We start from the raw sequence: 14482 nt of genomic DNA, 5'->3' as shown, positions 1-14482 counted from the left end.
ATGCTATTTCGTCCCGTAAGGGAAAACGATCTTGACGACATCGTCCGCCTTGCCGCGCGGGCGGGGGTCGGCATGACCTCTTTACCCCATGATGCCGGGCGCCTGGCCGCCCGGATACGCCGCAGCATTGACACCTTCGCCGGCGCGCTACCGCGCGGCCAGCAAGGCTTTCTGTTTGTGCTGGAAGACACCGCGCTGGAGCGGGTGGTGGGGGTCAGCGCCATTGAGGTGGCGGTGGGCCTGGACGAGCCCTTTTACAATTTTCGCATTCAGAAAACGGTCCGCGCCTCGAAAGCGCTGGGAGTCTATAAGCCTCAGGAGCTGCTCAATCTGAGCTATGACCACACCGGTCACAGCGAGCTGTGTACGCTGTTTCTCGACCCCGGGTATCAGCGCAACCGCAACGGTCTGCTGCTCTCCAAGGCGCGGTTTTTGTTTATCGCCGCCTTCCGCGAGTGGTTTTCCCCGCACCTGTTTGCCGAACTGCGCGGCTGCAGCGATGAGCAAGGGCAGTCGCCGTTCTGGGATGCGCTGGGCCATCACTTCTTCGAGATCCCGTTCGCCGATGCCGACCGGCTGACCGGCACCGGCATGAAAACCTTTATTGCCGAGCTGATGCCGGCGTACCCGATCTATATCTCGCTGCTGCCGGAGAATGCCCGTCAGGTCATCGGTCAGGTGCATCCCAACACCGCCCCGGCGCGGGCGATCCTCGAGAAAGAGGGGTTCAGCTGGCGCGGCTCGGTGGATATTTTCGATGCCGGTCCGGTGCTGGAGGCGGAGACCGATCAGATCCGCGCCGTGCGCGACTGCCAGTGCCTGCCGGCTCAGCAGCTGACGGGCACGCTGTCGGCGCCGACGCTGGTCGCCAACGGTCAGTTCGACAATTTCCGGGCGCTGCTGGTGGCCCACGAAGAGCAGGTCTCACTGGACGCCGCCGCGCTGGATGCGCTGCAGGTCACTGAAACCGACCGCGTTTACACGGTAACCCTGAACCCAGAGGAAAACAGATCATGGCGGTAAAAGCACAGTTCATAGCCGGGCAGTGGCAGCCGGGCAGCGGCGCTACGATGAGTAAACTGGCCCCGGAGGATCAATCTCTGCTGTGGCAGGCGGCCAGCGCGGGGGCCGACGACGTCCAGGCGGCCTGCGCCGCGGCGCGGGCGGCGTTTTATCCCTGGTCGCACCGCCCGCTGGCCGAGCGTATTGACGTCGTCCAGCGTTTCGCCGCGCTGCTGGAGATGCACAAAGAGGCGCTGGCGACCCTGATTTCCCGGGAGACCAGCAAGCCGCTGTGGGAGACCCGCACCGAAGTGCAGGCGATGATCGGCAAAGCCGCCATCTCCGTCGAGGCCTATCACCAGCGGACAGGATTTCACGAGTCGACCCTGCCGGACGGTAAAGCGCAGCTGCGCCACAAGCCGCACGGCGTGATGGCGGTCTTCGGTCCCTACAACTTCCCGGGCCATCTGCCCAACGGGCATATCATTCCGGCGCTGATCGCCGGTAACACCGTGGTGTTTAAACCCAGCGAGCTGACGCCGGCCACTGCGGAACTGACGGTCCAGCTGTGGCAGCAGGCGGGCGTCCCCGACGGGGTGATTAACCTGCTGCAGGGCGGGAAAGCCACCGGCCAGGCGCTGCTGGAAAACCGCGATATCGACGGCGTACTGTTCACCGGCAGCGCGGCGGCGGGTTTCCACTTCCATCGCTACTTCGGCGGTCAGCCGGAGAAGATGCTGGCCCTCGAGATGGGCGGCAACAACGCGCTGATTGTGGCCGACGTGGCCGATGTCGATGCGGCGCTGCATGTGATTATCCAGTCGGCGTTTATCTCCGCCGGACAGCGCTGCACCTGCGCGCGCCGGCTGATCGTTCAGCGCGGCGAGCAGGGGGATGCGCTGCTGCGGCGACTGGTGGAGGCCAGCGCGCAGATCCGCGCCGGGAAATGGGATGACCAGCCGGCGCCGTTTATGGGCGGGGTGATTTCCCTTGAGGCGGCGCAGAACATGCTGGCGGCGCAGCAGAAACTGGAGGCGCTCGGCGGCAAGGTGCTGCTGCGTATGCGCCAGCCTGACCCGCACTCCACGGTGCTGACCCCGGGGATCGTCGATGTCACCGGTATCGAGGTGCCGGATGAAGAGTACTTCGGTCCGCTGCTGACGGTTATCCGTTACGACGACTTCCCGGAGGCGATTCGCCTCGCCAACCAGACCCGCTATGGCCTGGCCGTGGGGCTGATCTCCCGCGATGCGGCGCAGTTTGACCAGCTGGCGGACGAGGCGCGAGCCGGGATCGTCAACTGGAACAAGCCGCTGACCGGCGCTTCCAGTAAAGCGCCGTTTGGCGGGGTGGGCGCCTCCGGCAACCACCGGGCGGCAGCGTGGTACGCCGCCGATTACTGTGCCTGGCCGATGGCCTCTCTGGTCAGCGACACGCTGACGCTTCCGGCGAACGTATCGCCGGGCCTGCCATTCTGATAACGGATCCTGTGAGGACATATGTCTGGTTTTGAAGCTAACTTTGATGGCCTGGTCGGCCCGACGCACCACTACGCCGGACTCTCCGTCGGCAATGAAGCCTCGCAAAATAACCGCGATGGTCTCTCTAACCCGAAAAAGGCCGCGCTGCAGGGGCTGTATAAAATGAAAGCCCTGGCCGATCGCGGATTCGTGCAGGGGATCCTGCCGCCGCAGCCGCGGCCGAACCTGCGCCTGCTGCGCGACCTGGGATTCGAGGGCAGCGATGAGCAGGTCATCCGCCAGGCGGCCCAGGCGGCGCCGCAGCTGCTGTCCGCCTTCAGCTCCGCCTCGTCGATGTGGACCGCCAACGCGGCGACCGTTTCGCCGTCGGCGGACAGCGCCGATGGCAAAGTCCATTTCACTGTCGCCAACCTGAACAATAAGCTGCACCGCATGCAGGAGGCGCCCACCACCTCGGCGATCCTGCGCGCCACCTTCGCCGATCCGCGCTTCTTCGCCCACCACGCGGCGCTGCCGCAGCATGGCGACCTCGGCGACGAAGGGGCGGCCAACCATAACCGCTTCTGCCGGGAGTACGATCGTCAGGGCGTGCAGCTGTTTGTCTACGGTCGACGCGCCAGCGGCGGCATCGCCCCGGTGAAGTATCCGGCGCGGCAGACCCTGGAGGCCAGCGAAGCGGTGGCCCGTCTGCACCAGCTGGATCCGCGCTATACGGTGTTTGCCCAGCAGGCGCCGCAGGCTATCGATCGCGGCGTGTTTCATAACGACGTTATCGCGGTCAGCAATCGCCATGTGCTGTTCCACCATCAGCAGGCGTTTGTCGATCAGTCGACAGTATTGGCGACGCTGCGGGCAAAAAGCGACCGTCTCGATATCCCGTTTACCAGCGTGGAAGTGCCGGACGAGCGGGTGTCGCTCGATGACGCCGTGGCCTCCTATCTGTTCAACAGCCAACTGCTGAGCAAACCCGACGGCAAGATGCTGATCGTGGTGCCAGAGGAGTGCCGGCAGCGGGAAAACGTCTGGCGCTATCTGGGCGACCTGGCGGCCGACAGCGCCTCGCCGATCGATGAAGTGGCGGTTTTTGACCTGCGGGAAAGCATGCGCAACGGCGGCGGCCCGGCCTGCCTGCGGCTGCGGGTGGTGCTCAACGAGGCGGAGCGCGACGCGGTCAACGCCCACAGCCTGATGAACGACGAGCGTTACCAGCAGCTGACGGCGTGGGTGGAAAAACACTACCGTGACCGGCTGCACGCCCGCGATCTGGCGGACCCGCAGCTGCTGCGCGAGGTTTATCAGGCGCTGGATGAGCTGACGCAGATCCTGCGTCTGGGCCCTGTCTATGATTTTCAGCGTTAAGGAGCGGCAGATGGAGCATCTGGTTAACGATTTACTGCACTGCCGCCTGCAGGAGTGGACCTTTCCGGCGGACATCGAGGCCCGCTGGCTGGGCGAGGGCATCCTGCAGCTGCTGCCGTCCACGCCGTGGCGTCAGGCGACGATCCTCTCCGCTGGCGTTCATGGCAATGAGACCGCGCCGACCGAGCTGCTGCTGCAGCTGACCCACGATCTGAGCCAGGGGCGGCAGCCGCTCACCCAGGCGCTGCTGATCGTCTTTGGTAACCTGCCGGCGATCCGCGCCGCGCGTCGCTATCTGCACAACGACCTCAATCGCCTGTTCGGGGGCCGCCATCTGGCGGTCTCCCCGGGCAATGAGTCGCGGCGGGCTTTTGCCCTCGAGCAGGCGGTACAGGCCTTCTATCGCGCCGCCGATGCGGCGGGGCCGGTCAGCCGCAGTCATCTCGATATGCATACCGCCATTCGCGGGTCGCTGTATCGCCAGTTTGCGCTGCTCCCGGCCCACGCGGAGGATTTTTCGCCCGGCTTCTACCAGCTGCTGCAGGCCAGCGGGATGGACGCCATCGTGCGCCATACCGAAGCGGGCGGCACCTTCACTCATTTCACCTGCGAAAAGTTCGCCGCGCAAAGCGCCACCCTTGAGCTGGGAAAAGTGATGCCGTTCGGCGCCAACGATCTCAGCCTGTTCGCCGCCGCCGACGCGGCGATCCGGGCCTGGATTTCTGACGCGCCGCTGCCCCCGCGCGACAAAGCGCCGGTGGATTACTTCCTGGTCGAGGAGAGCATCATCAAGCGCGAAGGGGAATTTACGCTCAATCTGGCGGCCAACGTCGAGAACTTCACCGCGCTCCCGGCAGGGTATGAGATCGCCCGCCAGGCGGATAAACGGTGGGTGGTGCAGGCCCGGGCCCCCTATATCCTCTTTCCCAATGCCGGGGTCGCCACCGGCCAGCGCGCCGGGCTGCTGCTCCGCGCCGCGGCGCTTCGCCTCCCGCAACCAGCCTGAGGAAACACCATGACTGAACATCAACATCAGGCGCCATCTGCTGCCGGAGGTGAAGGCGCGTCACAGCTTAAGCGCGGGCTTGGCGCCCGCCATATCCAGATGATCGCCCTCGGCGGCGCCATCGGCACCGGGCTGTTTATGGGGGCGGGGCGCAACATCGCCGTCGCCGGCACCTCGATTCTGGTTATCTATGTGCTGGTCGGGTTCTTTACCTATATGGTGATGCGGGCGATGGGGGAGCTGTTGCTCACCCGCCATGACTACCGCTCTTTTGCCGACTTTGTCGGCGAGTATCTCGGACCGCAGGCCAGCTTTTATCTCGGCTGGACCTACTGGCTGAGCTGGGTGGTGACCTGTATCGCCGACGTGGTGGTGTGCGGGAGCTATATGCAGTACTGGTTCCCCGAGCTGTCAGCGTGGATGCCGGCCCTCAGCATGCTGGCTATCCTGTTTCTGCTCAACCTGCTGTCGGTGAAAATGTTTGGCGAGGCGGAGTTCTGGTTCGCCCTGATCAAGGTGATCACCATTATCGCCCTGATCGCCACCGGCGGCTGGATGATTGCCACCGGCTGGACCTCTCCTGACGGCGTGACGGCTTCTCTGAGCCATCTCACCGACCCGACGGCCTTTATGCCTCACGGTATCACCGGCTTTTTCGCCGGCTTCCAGATAGCGATCTTCTCCTTTACCGGCATCGAACTGCTGGGGACGATGACGGCGGAGACCCGCGATCCACAGCGCATTTTGCCCAAGGCGATCAATGCCCTGCCGCTGCGGATTATCATCTTCTATCTGCTGTCGATGGTGGTGATCATCGCTGTCGCCTCCTGGCCGGGAGTGTCGGCGGAGACCAGCCCCTTCGTGACCCTGTTTGCCAAAGCCGGGCTGCCCGCGGCGGCGGCGGTGATTAACTTCGTGGCGCTGACCTCGGCGATGTCCTCGGCCAACAGCGGGGTCTTCTCCAGCACCCGCATGCTGTACGGCCTGTCGGTGGAGAAGCATGCGCACTGGCAGTTCCGTATTCTGTCGCGCAGCACCCGTATCCCGGTGCGCAGCCTGCTGTTTTCCTGCTTCTGTATGCTGATCGGTACGCTGCTGCTGTTCCTGGTGCCGAATGTGATGACCCTGTTTACCATCGTCTCGACCCTGGCAGCGATTATGGTGGTGTTCAGCTGGGGGATGATCCTCGTGGCGTATCTGGTTTATCGCCGTCAGCGTCCGGACCTGCACGCCGGTTCGATCTTTAAGATGCCCTTTGGCGTGGCGATGAGCTGGGTGAGCCTGCTGTTCTTCGCGTTCGCCATCTTCATCATGATCTTTGACCCGGACACGCTGCTGGCGCTGCTGGCTTCTCCGCTGTGGTTTATCGCGCTGTGGGCCTTCTGGAAGCTGAAGCAGCGGCGCGAGGGGCAGCTTCAGCTGGACAATCAGAGCGCCTGACACCCGCCGGCCCTGGCGGCCGGCTACAACTCGTCTTAGCCGTTGTTCTCGTTTGTCTGCCCGGTGGCGGCTGGCGCCTTACCGGGCCTACTGTCTTACTGAGCCTGGGATGAGCGGTTTCCCGCGTGGCGCGATCTCCCTGTAGGCCCGCGCAAGCGCAGCGCCGCCGGGCGGGATACTCGGCTCCGCAGCGGCTTTACTGCCCGGTGGCGGTTGGCGCCTTACCGGGCCTACTGTCTTACTGAGCCTGGGATGAGCGGTTTCCCACGTGGCGCGATCTCCCTGTAGGCCCGCGCAAGCGCAGCGCCGCCGGGCAGGATGGTCGACCCGGACCGGCTGCGGTTAGGCGCTTTCCGCCCGAGCGCGCGCCGCGCCTGGGACGGATTTCATCCGGCTGGCGCAGAATATCGCCAGCAGCGAAATCGCCACCGTAACGCCCAGGTAGATGGCCACCGGTCGCCAGTCACCATCGTATTTCGCCAGCAGACCGGTGGCGATAAGCGGCGCGGTGCCCCCGGCCAGCGCGGCGCCCAGCTGGTAACCCAGGGTGATCCCGGTGTAGCGCACATTGGCGCTGAAAATCTCTGAGCACAGGGTACCCAGCACCGCGGTCACCGGCGCCCACAGGATGCCGAAGGCAACGATCGTCGCCAGCATAATGCCCCAGCTGGTGCCGGTGTCGAGCAGCAGGAACCACGGAACGATAAACAGCCCCAGCAGCACCACGCTCAGGGTGTACATCTTTTGCCGGCCCACCTTGTCGGACAGCAGCCCCATCAGCGGGATCATCACGGTGGCCACCAGCGCGCCGAGGGTGACGGATTCCAGCGCCTGCGACTTCTGATAGCTCAGGGTGGTAGTGGCGTAGCTGACCACAAAGGTAGAGAAGATATAGAAGGGGGCGGTCTCCACCACTTTCAGACCCGCGGCGATCAGCACCTCCCGCCAGTGATGTTTGAGCGTCACGCGCAGCGGAGCCTTCGCCACCTGGCCAGACTGTTTCACCTGCTTAAAGGCGGGCGTTTCGTCGATATCTTTGCGGATCCACAGGCCGAGGAAAACGAGGACGGAGCTGAGCAGGAACGGAATGCGCCAGCCCCAGGCAAGAAACTGCGCCTCATCGAACAGGGTCATCAGCGAGACGATAAAGGTCGCCATCAGCATGCCGATGGTCACGCCGGCCTGAGGAATACTGCCGAAAAAGCCTTTCCGCTTTTCCGGGGCGTATTCGTAGGCCAGCAGCAGCGCGCCTCCCCATTCGCCGCCGATACCCATGCCCTGAATAATGCGCAGGGTAATCAGCAGGGCGGGCGCCCACAGGCCTACCATTTCGTAGGTGGGCAGCAGGCCAATGGCCACCGTGGCGCTGCCCATCAGCGACAGGGTCAGCACCAGCGTCTTCTTGCGACCGATGCGATCGCCGATGTGGGCGAAAATGACCCCGCCGATGGGGCGGATAAAAAAGGTGAGCGAAAAGGAGAGCCAGGAGAGGATCAAGCCGATGACCGGGTCGACCATTGGAAAGAAGATTTTGTTAAACACCAGCGCGGCGGCGGTGCCATAGAGAAAATAATCAAACCATTCGATGGCGCTGCCGGTCAGGCTCGCGATCAGGACCTTCTTGTTTTTCTGCAGAATGGATGCAGTGTTGCTTTCTGGATTGCTCATTACGAAACGTTCTCCCGCCACGGTAAAAGGTCAGGTGTCACTCTGTGCGTGCAGGGTGCAACCTGATGTGAAAAAAGGTTGTGTAATTGTTAAGCAACTTAGAGTTGATGGTTACAATTGGCAAGTTATCCCTCGGCAACGCGGGCGAGAAAACGCGCTTTTGTCTGGTATAACCGCAAGGTAAATTTTTATTTTCCACCTGTTTTTGCTGTTTTTTGTTATTTTCATGGTCAGTTATTCAGGTGCAACCTGCGTGTTTTTAGATGTTTCTTGTTATTTCAAAATGGTTACAAATCAACGTCGCTTTGCGCCCCGGCAGGCGGCGTTTATGATGGCCGGACTATCCTCTCTGCGCGGCTGAGAGGTGATTAAGGAGATCAGAATGGCAGAACAATTTCCCCCGCTGTCGGCCACGACGCTGGCGGCGGCTAACCTGACTGGCGGCTGGCTGGCGCAGAACGATCTGGCGACGCTGACCGCGCCGCCGTCAGTGGATGTGGTGGTGCTGGCTGGCAATGCCGTGATCCCCACCATCGACGCCGCCTGCCGGCTGGCGAAGGAGCAGGAGGTTCCGCTGCTGATCAGCGGCGGCATAGGACACTCCACCGGTTTTCTGTATGAGGCGGTGCGCGAGGATCCCCGCTACCGTTCGCTCGCGGTGGAGGGCCGCCCGGAAGCGCATATTCTGGCGGATATTGCGCATGACTTCTGGCACATTCCTCGCCCGCGGCTGGTGGTGGAGGATCGGTCGACCAACTGCGGGGAAAACGCGCGCTTTACCCGCACAATGCTGGAGAGCCGGGGGATCCCCCATCGTCGCGGGATCGTCATTCAGGACCCCACCATGCAGCGGCGGACGATGGCCACCTTCGCCCGCGTCTGGCAGGGGGCGACGACGCCGCCGCAGTGGCTGAGCTTTCCCGGCTGCTCGCCGGTGCTGGAGCAGACCGACGGCCAGCTGGGGTTCGCGGGCGGCGGGGCGGGGCTGTGGCCGGTGACCCGCTACCTCGCGCTGCTGCTGGGCGAGCTGCCGCGCCTGCAGGATTCCCCTGAAGGGTACGGTCCGCGGGGGAAAGACTTTATCAGCCACGTGACCTTCCCGCCGGCGATCCTCGACGCCTGGCGACAGCTGCGGGAGGATGACCGGCTTGCCGGGGCGCTGCAGGCCCGCCTCCTCGGCTGAAAAATGCCCGTTTGCGGCAGATTTATCGCAAACGGGCAATTTGTGTTATTGAAATGTAACCTCAACCGGCCATTTTAGGCCCGGTTTTATGAATCAGCTCACAGAAATGCGCCAACGTGCTGCAAATCCACGGCTTATCCGCCCGATATTTAACAAAAAAATCACTTGTTAAATACAAATGCACCACAGGAGCAGCCATGACAGCACCCGTTCAACACCCAATGTATATTGATGGCCAGTTCGTTACCGGTCGCGGCGACGGCTGGATCGACGTGCTTAACCCGGCGACTGAAGCGCTGCTGTCGCGGATCCCGGACGGGACCGCGGAAGAGGCGCGACTGGCGATTGACGCCGCAGAGCGCGCCCAGCCGGCTTGGGAGGCGCTGCCGGCCATTGAGCGCGCGGGCTGGCTGCGCAAAATTGCCGCTGGCATTCGTCAGCGTGCCGACGACATCGCCGGGCTGATCGTCGCTGAAGGGGGCAAGATCCAGCAGCTGGCGGCGGTGGAGGTTGCGTTTACCGCCGACTATCTCGACTACATGGCCGAATGGGCGCGGCGGTATGAAGGGGAGATCGTGCAGAGCGACCGTCCCGGGGAGAATATCCTCGTCTTCAAACGCGCGCTGGGGGTGACCACCGGGATCCTGCCGTGGAACTTCCCGTTCTTTCTTATCGCCCGCAAGCTGGCGCCGGCGCTGATCACCGGCAACACTATCGTCATTAAGCCCAGCGAATTCACGCCCAACAACGCCATCGCTTTCGCCGAGATCGTCCACCAGGTTGGGCTGCCGAAAGGGGTCTTTAACCTGGTGCTCGGCCGTGGGGAAACCGTCGGCCAGGAGCTGGCCGGCAATCCGAAGGTGGCGATGGTCAGCATGACCGGCAGCGTAGCGGCGGGGGAGAAAATCATGGCCGCCGCGGCAAAAAATATCACCAAAGTGTGCCTCGAGCTCGGCGGCAAAGCGCCGGCCATCGTCATGGACGATGCGGATCTGGAGCTGGCGGTGAAGGCGGTGGTGGACTCGCGGGTGATCAACACCGGGCAGGTGTGCAACTGCGTCGAGCGGGTCTATGTTCAGCAGGGGATTTACGATCGCTTCGTCAACCGCCTCGGCGAGGCGATGAAGGCTGTGCAGTTTGGCGACCCGGCGGCGCGGGATGACATCGCCATGGGGCCGCTGATTAACGCCGCCGCGCGGGATCAGGTGGCGCGCAAAGTGGCAAAGGCGGTGGCGCAGGGGGCGCGGGTCGCGCTGGGCGGTCAGCCGCAGGAGGGGAAAGGCTATTTTTATCCGCCGACCCTGCTGCTGGATGTGCGTCAGGAGATGGATATTATCCATGAGGAAACCTTCGGGCCGGTGCTGCCGGTGGTGGCGTTTTCGACGCTCGATGAAGCGCTGGCGATGGCCAATGACAGCGATTATGGCCTGACCTCCTCGATCTATACCCGCGATCTTAATGTGGCGATGAAGGCGATTAAGGGGCTGAAATTCGGCGAAACCTATATCAACCGCGAGAACTTTGAGGCGATGCAGGGATTCCACGCCGGCTGGCGTAAATCGGGGATCGGCGGCGCAGATGGCCGCCATGGCCTGAATGAGTACCTGCAGACTCAGGTGGTCTATCTGCAGGCCTGAGGCGCTCAATGCAGAATCGGCGGGCAGCGCAGGCTGTCCGCCGTTCACTTAGCGGGCAAATTTCTCCAGCACGCGGATCAGCTGGGTGACAAAGCCGTATTCGTTATCGTACCAGGCGACGGTTTTCACCAGCTGTACGCCGCCGGCCTCCACAATCTCCAGCTGGGTGGCATCGTAGATTGAACCGAAATGGCTGCCGATGATATCGGAAGAGACAATCTCTTCTTCGGTGTAGCCAAAGGATTCATTGCCCTCTGCCGCCTGCTTCATCGCCTGATTGACCTCATCCGCGGTCACTTTTTTCTCCAGCACCGACACCAGCTCCGTCACTGAGCCGGTTTTGGTCGGTACGCGCTGGGCATGGCCTTTCAGCTTCCCGCTCAGGGCGGGGATCACCAGGCCGATAGCCTTGGCCGCGCCGGTAGTGTGCGGGATGACGTTTTCCGCCGCCGCCCTGGAGGCGCGCAGATCTTTACCGCGCGGCCCGTCCACCAGCGACTGGGTGCCGGTATAGGCGTGGATAGTGGTCATGGTGCCTACGGTGATGCCGAAGGCATCCTGCAGGACTTTGGCCATCGGCGCCAGGCAGTTGGTGGTGCAGGAGGCGACGGAGATGATGGTGTCATCCGGCGTCAGGGTGTCATCGTTGACGTTATAGACGATAGTTTTCATCTCGCCGGCGGGGGCGGAAATCAGCACCTTGCGCGCGCCGGCCTGGAGATGGGCCTGCGATTTCTCTGCCGAGGTGTAGAACCCGGTACACTCCACAATCACTTCCGCGCCCGCCGCCTGCCACGGAATATGCTGCGCCTCTTTTTCGGCATACACGGTGATGGTCTTACCGTTGACGATCAGCGCATCTTCCGTGAAGTCGACGCTCCACGGGAAGGGGCCGTAGTTTGAATCATGCTTTAGCAGGTAGGCCAGTACTTTTGGCGAGGTGAGGTCGTTGATAGCCACCACCTCGAGGCTGCTGTCGACTTCTAATAAACGGCGTAACACCAGACGTCCGATACGACCAAAACCATTAATCCCAAGTTTACTCATGGATATTCTCCGGTTGGTAAAACGACTCGATGTGATAAAACTCCTCCAGGCTTAGTCCTGACTCGCAGCCAGGTCAACTGACAATCTGTGCGGTTCGCTGCCGGGCCCGCAGCATGAGCCAGAAAAGTGGATGTTTTGGCGGACTTTTTTATCCGTGACGGCAGGGAATAATTTTTGTTACCGGAGATGAGGGGCCGCCTGCTGGCGAAGCGGTGAAAAGCGTCTATGCTTAACTATTGAATAACTTAGTAAAATGTTGCCGTTAGATGAAGGGAGAGCTTATGGGATTCTGGAGAATCGTTTTTACTATCATTCTGCCGCCGCTGGGAGTACTGCTGGGGAAAGGTTTCGGCTGGGCGTTTATTCTCAACATTATTCTGACCCTGCTGGGCTATATTCCAGGCCTGATCCACGCCTTCTGGGTGCAGACCCGCGATTAAGGGCTGGCCCCTCAGGCCAGGCTTCCCCCTGGGACCCGCTCAGGGGGGAATCAGGCTCTCTTTATACAGCAGCCTGTTTTCCTTCGACCAGTAGTGGCGAGTCTCCTCCTCCAGGTCGACGCTCCACTTAAACACCCCGGCGCTGGCGAGATCCCTGCAGTACTGTTCAAAGTTGATGGCGCCGGCAAAATGGCGGATGACCGCGGCCGAGGTCAGCCGATGGCTGGGGGCGCTGCGCACGCGCAGCAGGCCGCGGGCGCTTTTTATCGTGATCACCTCGTCGTTGGCCATCACGAAATTCATATTGCCGGTAGAGACAAAGTAGATATAACTCGAGACCTGATGCCGACGCAGTTCACTGGCGAAGGTGGCAAAATCGGCATCTGAACGCACTTGCTCAAAAAAATGACCCAGCCTGGCCAGCAGTTCCATTTCTATCCTTATTGTGTTGCGGTGTGCGGCTTTGGCCGGTAGCGGCAGTAACCATTCACGAAGTCACTTATTCGTATTTTAATAATATAGGCGCGTTATATTAAGGGTTATTGGATAACTGGAACATCGTTTCAAGTGTTACAATGTATTGCAATCGTTTGCCTGCGCGACCTCTCTGGTGATGAGGAAATGGCGTGACGGGAGACGGGGAAACCCATGCCGGCGATGAAGGTCGCCGGCGGGGAAACGGGGTTACTTCTGGATCAGATAGCGAATGGTCGGGCCATCCTGCTGAATATCCAGCACCGTATAGCCATGGTTCCTGGCATCAAGCGGAATGTTATTGATCGACTGCGGACAGTCGCTAATCACTTCGAGGATCTCGCCTTTTTGCAGGGAGGGCATCGCCTCCAGGGTGGCGACCGCCGGATAGGGGCAGGGCTCACCGACCATGTCCAGACGATAATCAGGGGTGATGTTTTTCATGCGCTCTCCTTCACGGTCCGGACCGCTGCCGACTGGCGGCGGAAGAAATGTCTCTCCCAGGCGATCACCAGCAGCAGGGCGATCAGCAGCAGCAGATAGGTCGCCAGCAGTCCGCCGAAGGGACCAAAAGCGTTCAGCAGGTTGACCTTTTGCCAGTGGGTGGCGAGCGGGGCAGCGATATCGTCCCAGCACCAGGCGAGCAGCGTGGAGCCGATAACGTTGCCCAGCCCCACCCACCAGTAGTGAACCTGGCCTTCCACCGCCCGGTACATCCAGCCGGTTTCACAGCCGCCGGCCAGCACGATGCCAAAGCCAAACAGCAACCCGCCAATCGCCGCGTTGGGACCGGCCCACATGATTTTCGGCGCCATCCCCAGTTGCACATAGCTGAAGATGCCGATGGCGCTCGCCGCCATGCCGAAGATTATCGCCTTCGCCATCACCGTCCGGCCGGTGATCCACATATCGCGAAAGGCGGAGGTGAAGCAGATCTGCGCGCGCTCGATAAGCAGACCGAAGCCGATGCCGAACAGCATCGCCAGGCCGAGCGCAGGGTGGTCTGCGGCGGTGAGCAGGCCCCAGCCGATCATGGCGAAAAAGATCACCATGCCCAGGCGGAAACGGCGGCGCGCCTGCTGCGGTTTTTGGGTTAACGGCGAAGCAGCGGATACCTTTTGCATTTTTACCGGTATGCGAAAAAGAGGCAGCAGGGTGAAGCGAGCGCCAAACCAGGAGCCGATGGCGGTGGCGATGGCAAACAGCCAGGCGTGCAGGGAGAACTGCGGAATGCCGGTGAAAAAGGCCGCCAGATTGCAGCCCATCGCCAGCCGCGCGCCGAACCCGGCGATGATACCCCCGGCTACGGCCTGCACAATGCGGATCCGGCTGCGTGGCAAGCGCAATTTGACGTTATTGGCCCACAGCGCCGCCGCCAGGCAGCCGCCGAACATGCCGATGATCATCCTGCCGTCGATGCGGGTCAGCGGCGTCCCGTCGAGATGGATCAGCTGATAATAGCCCCACTGTTCGCTGTGGACCCCCAGCAGCTGCAGCAGCTGGCCACCCCAGCGGGTAAATTCGCCGGTCACCGCCCAGAAGGTGCCGGTGATGCCAAAATAGTAGGTTGAGAGAATGCCCGCGGCGATGACCGCCGGGACGGGGGACCAGAACCGGATAAGCCAGGCCTGTTTGAAGGATTGCCATGTCATAAAAATGCCTCTGAACTCAGAAGGTATTAAAGGTCGATGACCGACCGAAGGGGGCACATAGTATCCGCCTTAGCGCCTGCTTTCTCTGTTTTA

14 protein-coding genes are annotated in these 14482 nt (G+C 61.9%); 8 read left to right on the top strand and 6 right to left on the bottom strand.

Features of this window, described 5'->3' with window-relative positions:
• The 5 genes from astA to ACOI6Z_RS13395 are packed head-to-tail and all read left to right on the top strand — an operon-like array spanning nucleotide 1 to nucleotide 6288.
• On the top strand, nucleotides 1–1023 hold the full coding sequence (astA, locus tag ACOI6Z_RS13415) for an arginine N-succinyltransferase (protein ID WP_023289480.1): 1023 nt from the start codon (nucleotides 1–3) through the stop codon (nucleotides 1021–1023).
• Nucleotides 1014–2480: a succinylglutamate-semialdehyde dehydrogenase gene (gene astD, locus ACOI6Z_RS13410; protein ID WP_065813082.1), complete on the top strand. Its 1467-nt coding sequence runs from the start codon at nucleotides 1014–1016 to the stop codon at nucleotides 2478–2480. The genes astA and astD overlap by 10 nt, the downstream gene beginning before the upstream one ends.
• 21 nt (nucleotides 2481–2501) lie before the next feature.
• On the top strand, nucleotides 2502–3842 hold the full coding sequence (gene astB, locus ACOI6Z_RS13405; RefSeq protein ID WP_032452675.1) for an N-succinylarginine dihydrolase: 1341 nt from the start codon (nucleotides 2502–2504) through the stop codon (nucleotides 3840–3842).
• A gap of 10 nt (nucleotides 3843–3852) precedes the next feature.
• A complete protein-coding gene (astE, locus tag ACOI6Z_RS13400) occupies nucleotides 3853–4848 on the top strand; it encodes a succinylglutamate desuccinylase (protein WP_065813081.1) in 996 nt (331 codons plus the stop codon).
• 9 nt (nucleotides 4849–4857) lie between these two features.
• On the top strand, nucleotides 4858–6288 hold the full coding sequence (locus ACOI6Z_RS13395) for an amino acid permease (RefSeq protein WP_032452677.1): 1431 nt from the start codon (nucleotides 4858–4860) through the stop codon (nucleotides 6286–6288).
• 342 nt (nucleotides 6289–6630) lie between these two features.
• Here the strand turns inward: ACOI6Z_RS13395 and ACOI6Z_RS13390 are convergent, their stop codons facing one another.
• Nucleotides 6631–7956, bottom strand: coding sequence for an MFS transporter (locus ACOI6Z_RS13390; protein WP_065813080.1), 1326 nt, complete (start codon nucleotides 7954–7956; stop codon nucleotides 6631–6633).
• A gap of 382 nt (nucleotides 7957–8338) precedes the next feature.
• Here ACOI6Z_RS13390 and ACOI6Z_RS13385 point away from each other — a divergent pair, with 382 nt between their 5' ends.
• Entirely contained in the window at nucleotides 8339–9139 is an 801-nt protein-coding gene (locus ACOI6Z_RS13385) for a YdcF family protein (protein ID WP_065813079.1), read from the top strand.
• 61 nt (nucleotides 9140–9200) lie between these two features.
• Here the strand turns inward: ACOI6Z_RS13385 and ACOI6Z_RS13380 are convergent, their stop codons facing one another.
• Nucleotides 9201–9338 carry a hypothetical protein gene (locus ACOI6Z_RS13380; RefSeq protein WP_032452681.1) on the bottom strand — a complete coding sequence of 46 codons (138 nt, stop codon included), beginning with the start codon at nucleotides 9336–9338 and terminating at the stop codon, nucleotides 9201–9203.
• On the opposite strand from ACOI6Z_RS13380, the gene aldA reads away from it, so the two are divergent.
• Complete coding sequence (aldA, locus tag ACOI6Z_RS13375; RefSeq protein ID WP_023289487.1) at nucleotides 9337–10776, top strand: aldehyde dehydrogenase; 1440 nt, start codon at nucleotides 9337–9339, stop codon at nucleotides 10774–10776. The two genes, ACOI6Z_RS13380 and aldA, sit on opposite strands and share 2 nt — an antisense overlap.
• Nucleotides 10777–10824: 48 nt before the next feature.
• On the opposite strand, the gene gap is transcribed toward aldA, so the two are convergent.
• On the bottom strand, nucleotides 10825–11823 hold the full coding sequence (gene gap, locus ACOI6Z_RS13370; RefSeq protein ID WP_016160929.1) for a type I glyceraldehyde-3-phosphate dehydrogenase: 999 nt from the start codon (nucleotides 11821–11823) through the stop codon (nucleotides 10825–10827).
• Between the two features lie 281 nt (nucleotides 11824–12104).
• Between gap and ACOI6Z_RS13365 the strand changes: the two genes are divergently transcribed.
• Nucleotides 12105–12263, top strand: coding sequence for a YqaE/Pmp3 family membrane protein (locus ACOI6Z_RS13365; RefSeq protein WP_002903230.1), 159 nt, complete (start codon nucleotides 12105–12107; stop codon nucleotides 12261–12263).
• Nucleotides 12264–12302: 39 nt separating this feature from the next.
• On the opposite strand, the gene ACOI6Z_RS13360 is transcribed toward ACOI6Z_RS13365, so the two are convergent.
• The 3 genes from ACOI6Z_RS13360 to yedE all read right to left on the bottom strand — a co-directional run bounded on the left by ACOI6Z_RS13360 (nucleotide 12303) and on the right by yedE (nucleotide 14389).
• Nucleotides 12303–12695 carry a DUF1398 domain-containing protein gene (locus ACOI6Z_RS13360; protein ID WP_048334913.1) on the bottom strand — a complete coding sequence of 131 codons (393 nt, stop codon included), beginning with the start codon at nucleotides 12693–12695 and terminating at the stop codon, nucleotides 12303–12305.
• Nucleotides 12696–12947: 252 nt separating this feature from the next.
• Nucleotides 12948–13181, bottom strand: a complete 234-nt coding sequence (gene yedF / locus ACOI6Z_RS13355; protein WP_065813078.1) for a sulfurtransferase-like selenium metabolism protein YedF — start codon at nucleotides 13179–13181, stop codon at nucleotides 12948–12950.
• Nucleotides 13178–14389 (bottom strand): selenium metabolism membrane protein YedE/FdhT, encoded by a 1212-nt coding sequence (gene yedE, locus ACOI6Z_RS13350; RefSeq protein WP_048294706.1) that lies wholly within the window; start codon nucleotides 14387–14389, stop codon nucleotides 13178–13180. The genes yedF and yedE overlap by 4 nt, the downstream gene beginning before the upstream one ends.
• Nucleotides 14390–14482: the final 93 nt, after the last annotated feature.

It is taken from the genome of Klebsiella sp. C239, assembly GCF_048822715.1.
Classification (GTDB): domain Bacteria; phylum Pseudomonadota; class Gammaproteobacteria; order Enterobacterales; family Enterobacteriaceae; genus Klebsiella; species Klebsiella quasipneumoniae.
The sequence above is the reverse complement of the archived record's forward strand: the minus strand, read 5'-3'. Positions and strand labels throughout refer to the sequence as shown.

Coding starts and splice junctions, on each gene's coding strand:
- gap (WP_016160929.1), bottom strand. CDS start 11,823: ATGAGTAAACTTGGGATTAATGGTTTTGGTCGTATCGGACGTCTGGTG.
- ACOI6Z_RS13380 (WP_032452681.1), bottom strand. CDS start 9,338: ATGGCTGCTCCTGTGGTGCATTTGTATTTAACAAGTGATTTTTTTGTT.
- astD (WP_065813082.1), top strand. CDS start 1,014: ATGGCGGTAAAAGCACAGTTCATAGCCGGGCAGTGGCAGCCGGGCAGC.
- yedF (WP_065813078.1), bottom strand. CDS start 13,181: ATGAAAAACATCACCCCTGATTATCGTCTGGACATGGTCGGTGAGCCC.
- ACOI6Z_RS13385 (WP_065813079.1), top strand. CDS start 8,339: ATGGCAGAACAATTTCCCCCGCTGTCGGCCACGACGCTGGCGGCGGCT.
- aldA (WP_023289487.1), top strand. CDS start 9,337: ATGACAGCACCCGTTCAACACCCAATGTATATTGATGGCCAGTTCGTT.
- ACOI6Z_RS13365 (WP_002903230.1), top strand. CDS start 12,105: ATGGGATTCTGGAGAATCGTTTTTACTATCATTCTGCCGCCGCTGGGA.
- astB (WP_032452675.1), top strand. CDS start 2,502: ATGTCTGGTTTTGAAGCTAACTTTGATGGCCTGGTCGGCCCGACGCAC.
- ACOI6Z_RS13395 (WP_032452677.1), top strand. CDS start 4,858: ATGACTGAACATCAACATCAGGCGCCATCTGCTGCCGGAGGTGAAGGC.
- ACOI6Z_RS13390 (WP_065813080.1), bottom strand. CDS start 7,956: ATGAGCAATCCAGAAAGCAACACTGCATCCATTCTGCAGAAAAACAAG.
- astA (WP_023289480.1), top strand. CDS start 1: ATGCTATTTCGTCCCGTAAGGGAAAACGATCTTGACGACATCGTCCGC.
- yedE (WP_048294706.1), bottom strand. CDS start 14,389: ATGACATGGCAATCCTTCAAACAGGCCTGGCTTATCCGGTTCTGGTCC.
- astE (WP_065813081.1), top strand. CDS start 3,853: ATGGAGCATCTGGTTAACGATTTACTGCACTGCCGCCTGCAGGAGTGG.
- ACOI6Z_RS13360 (WP_048334913.1), bottom strand. CDS start 12,695: ATGGAACTGCTGGCCAGGCTGGGTCATTTTTTTGAGCAAGTGCGTTCA.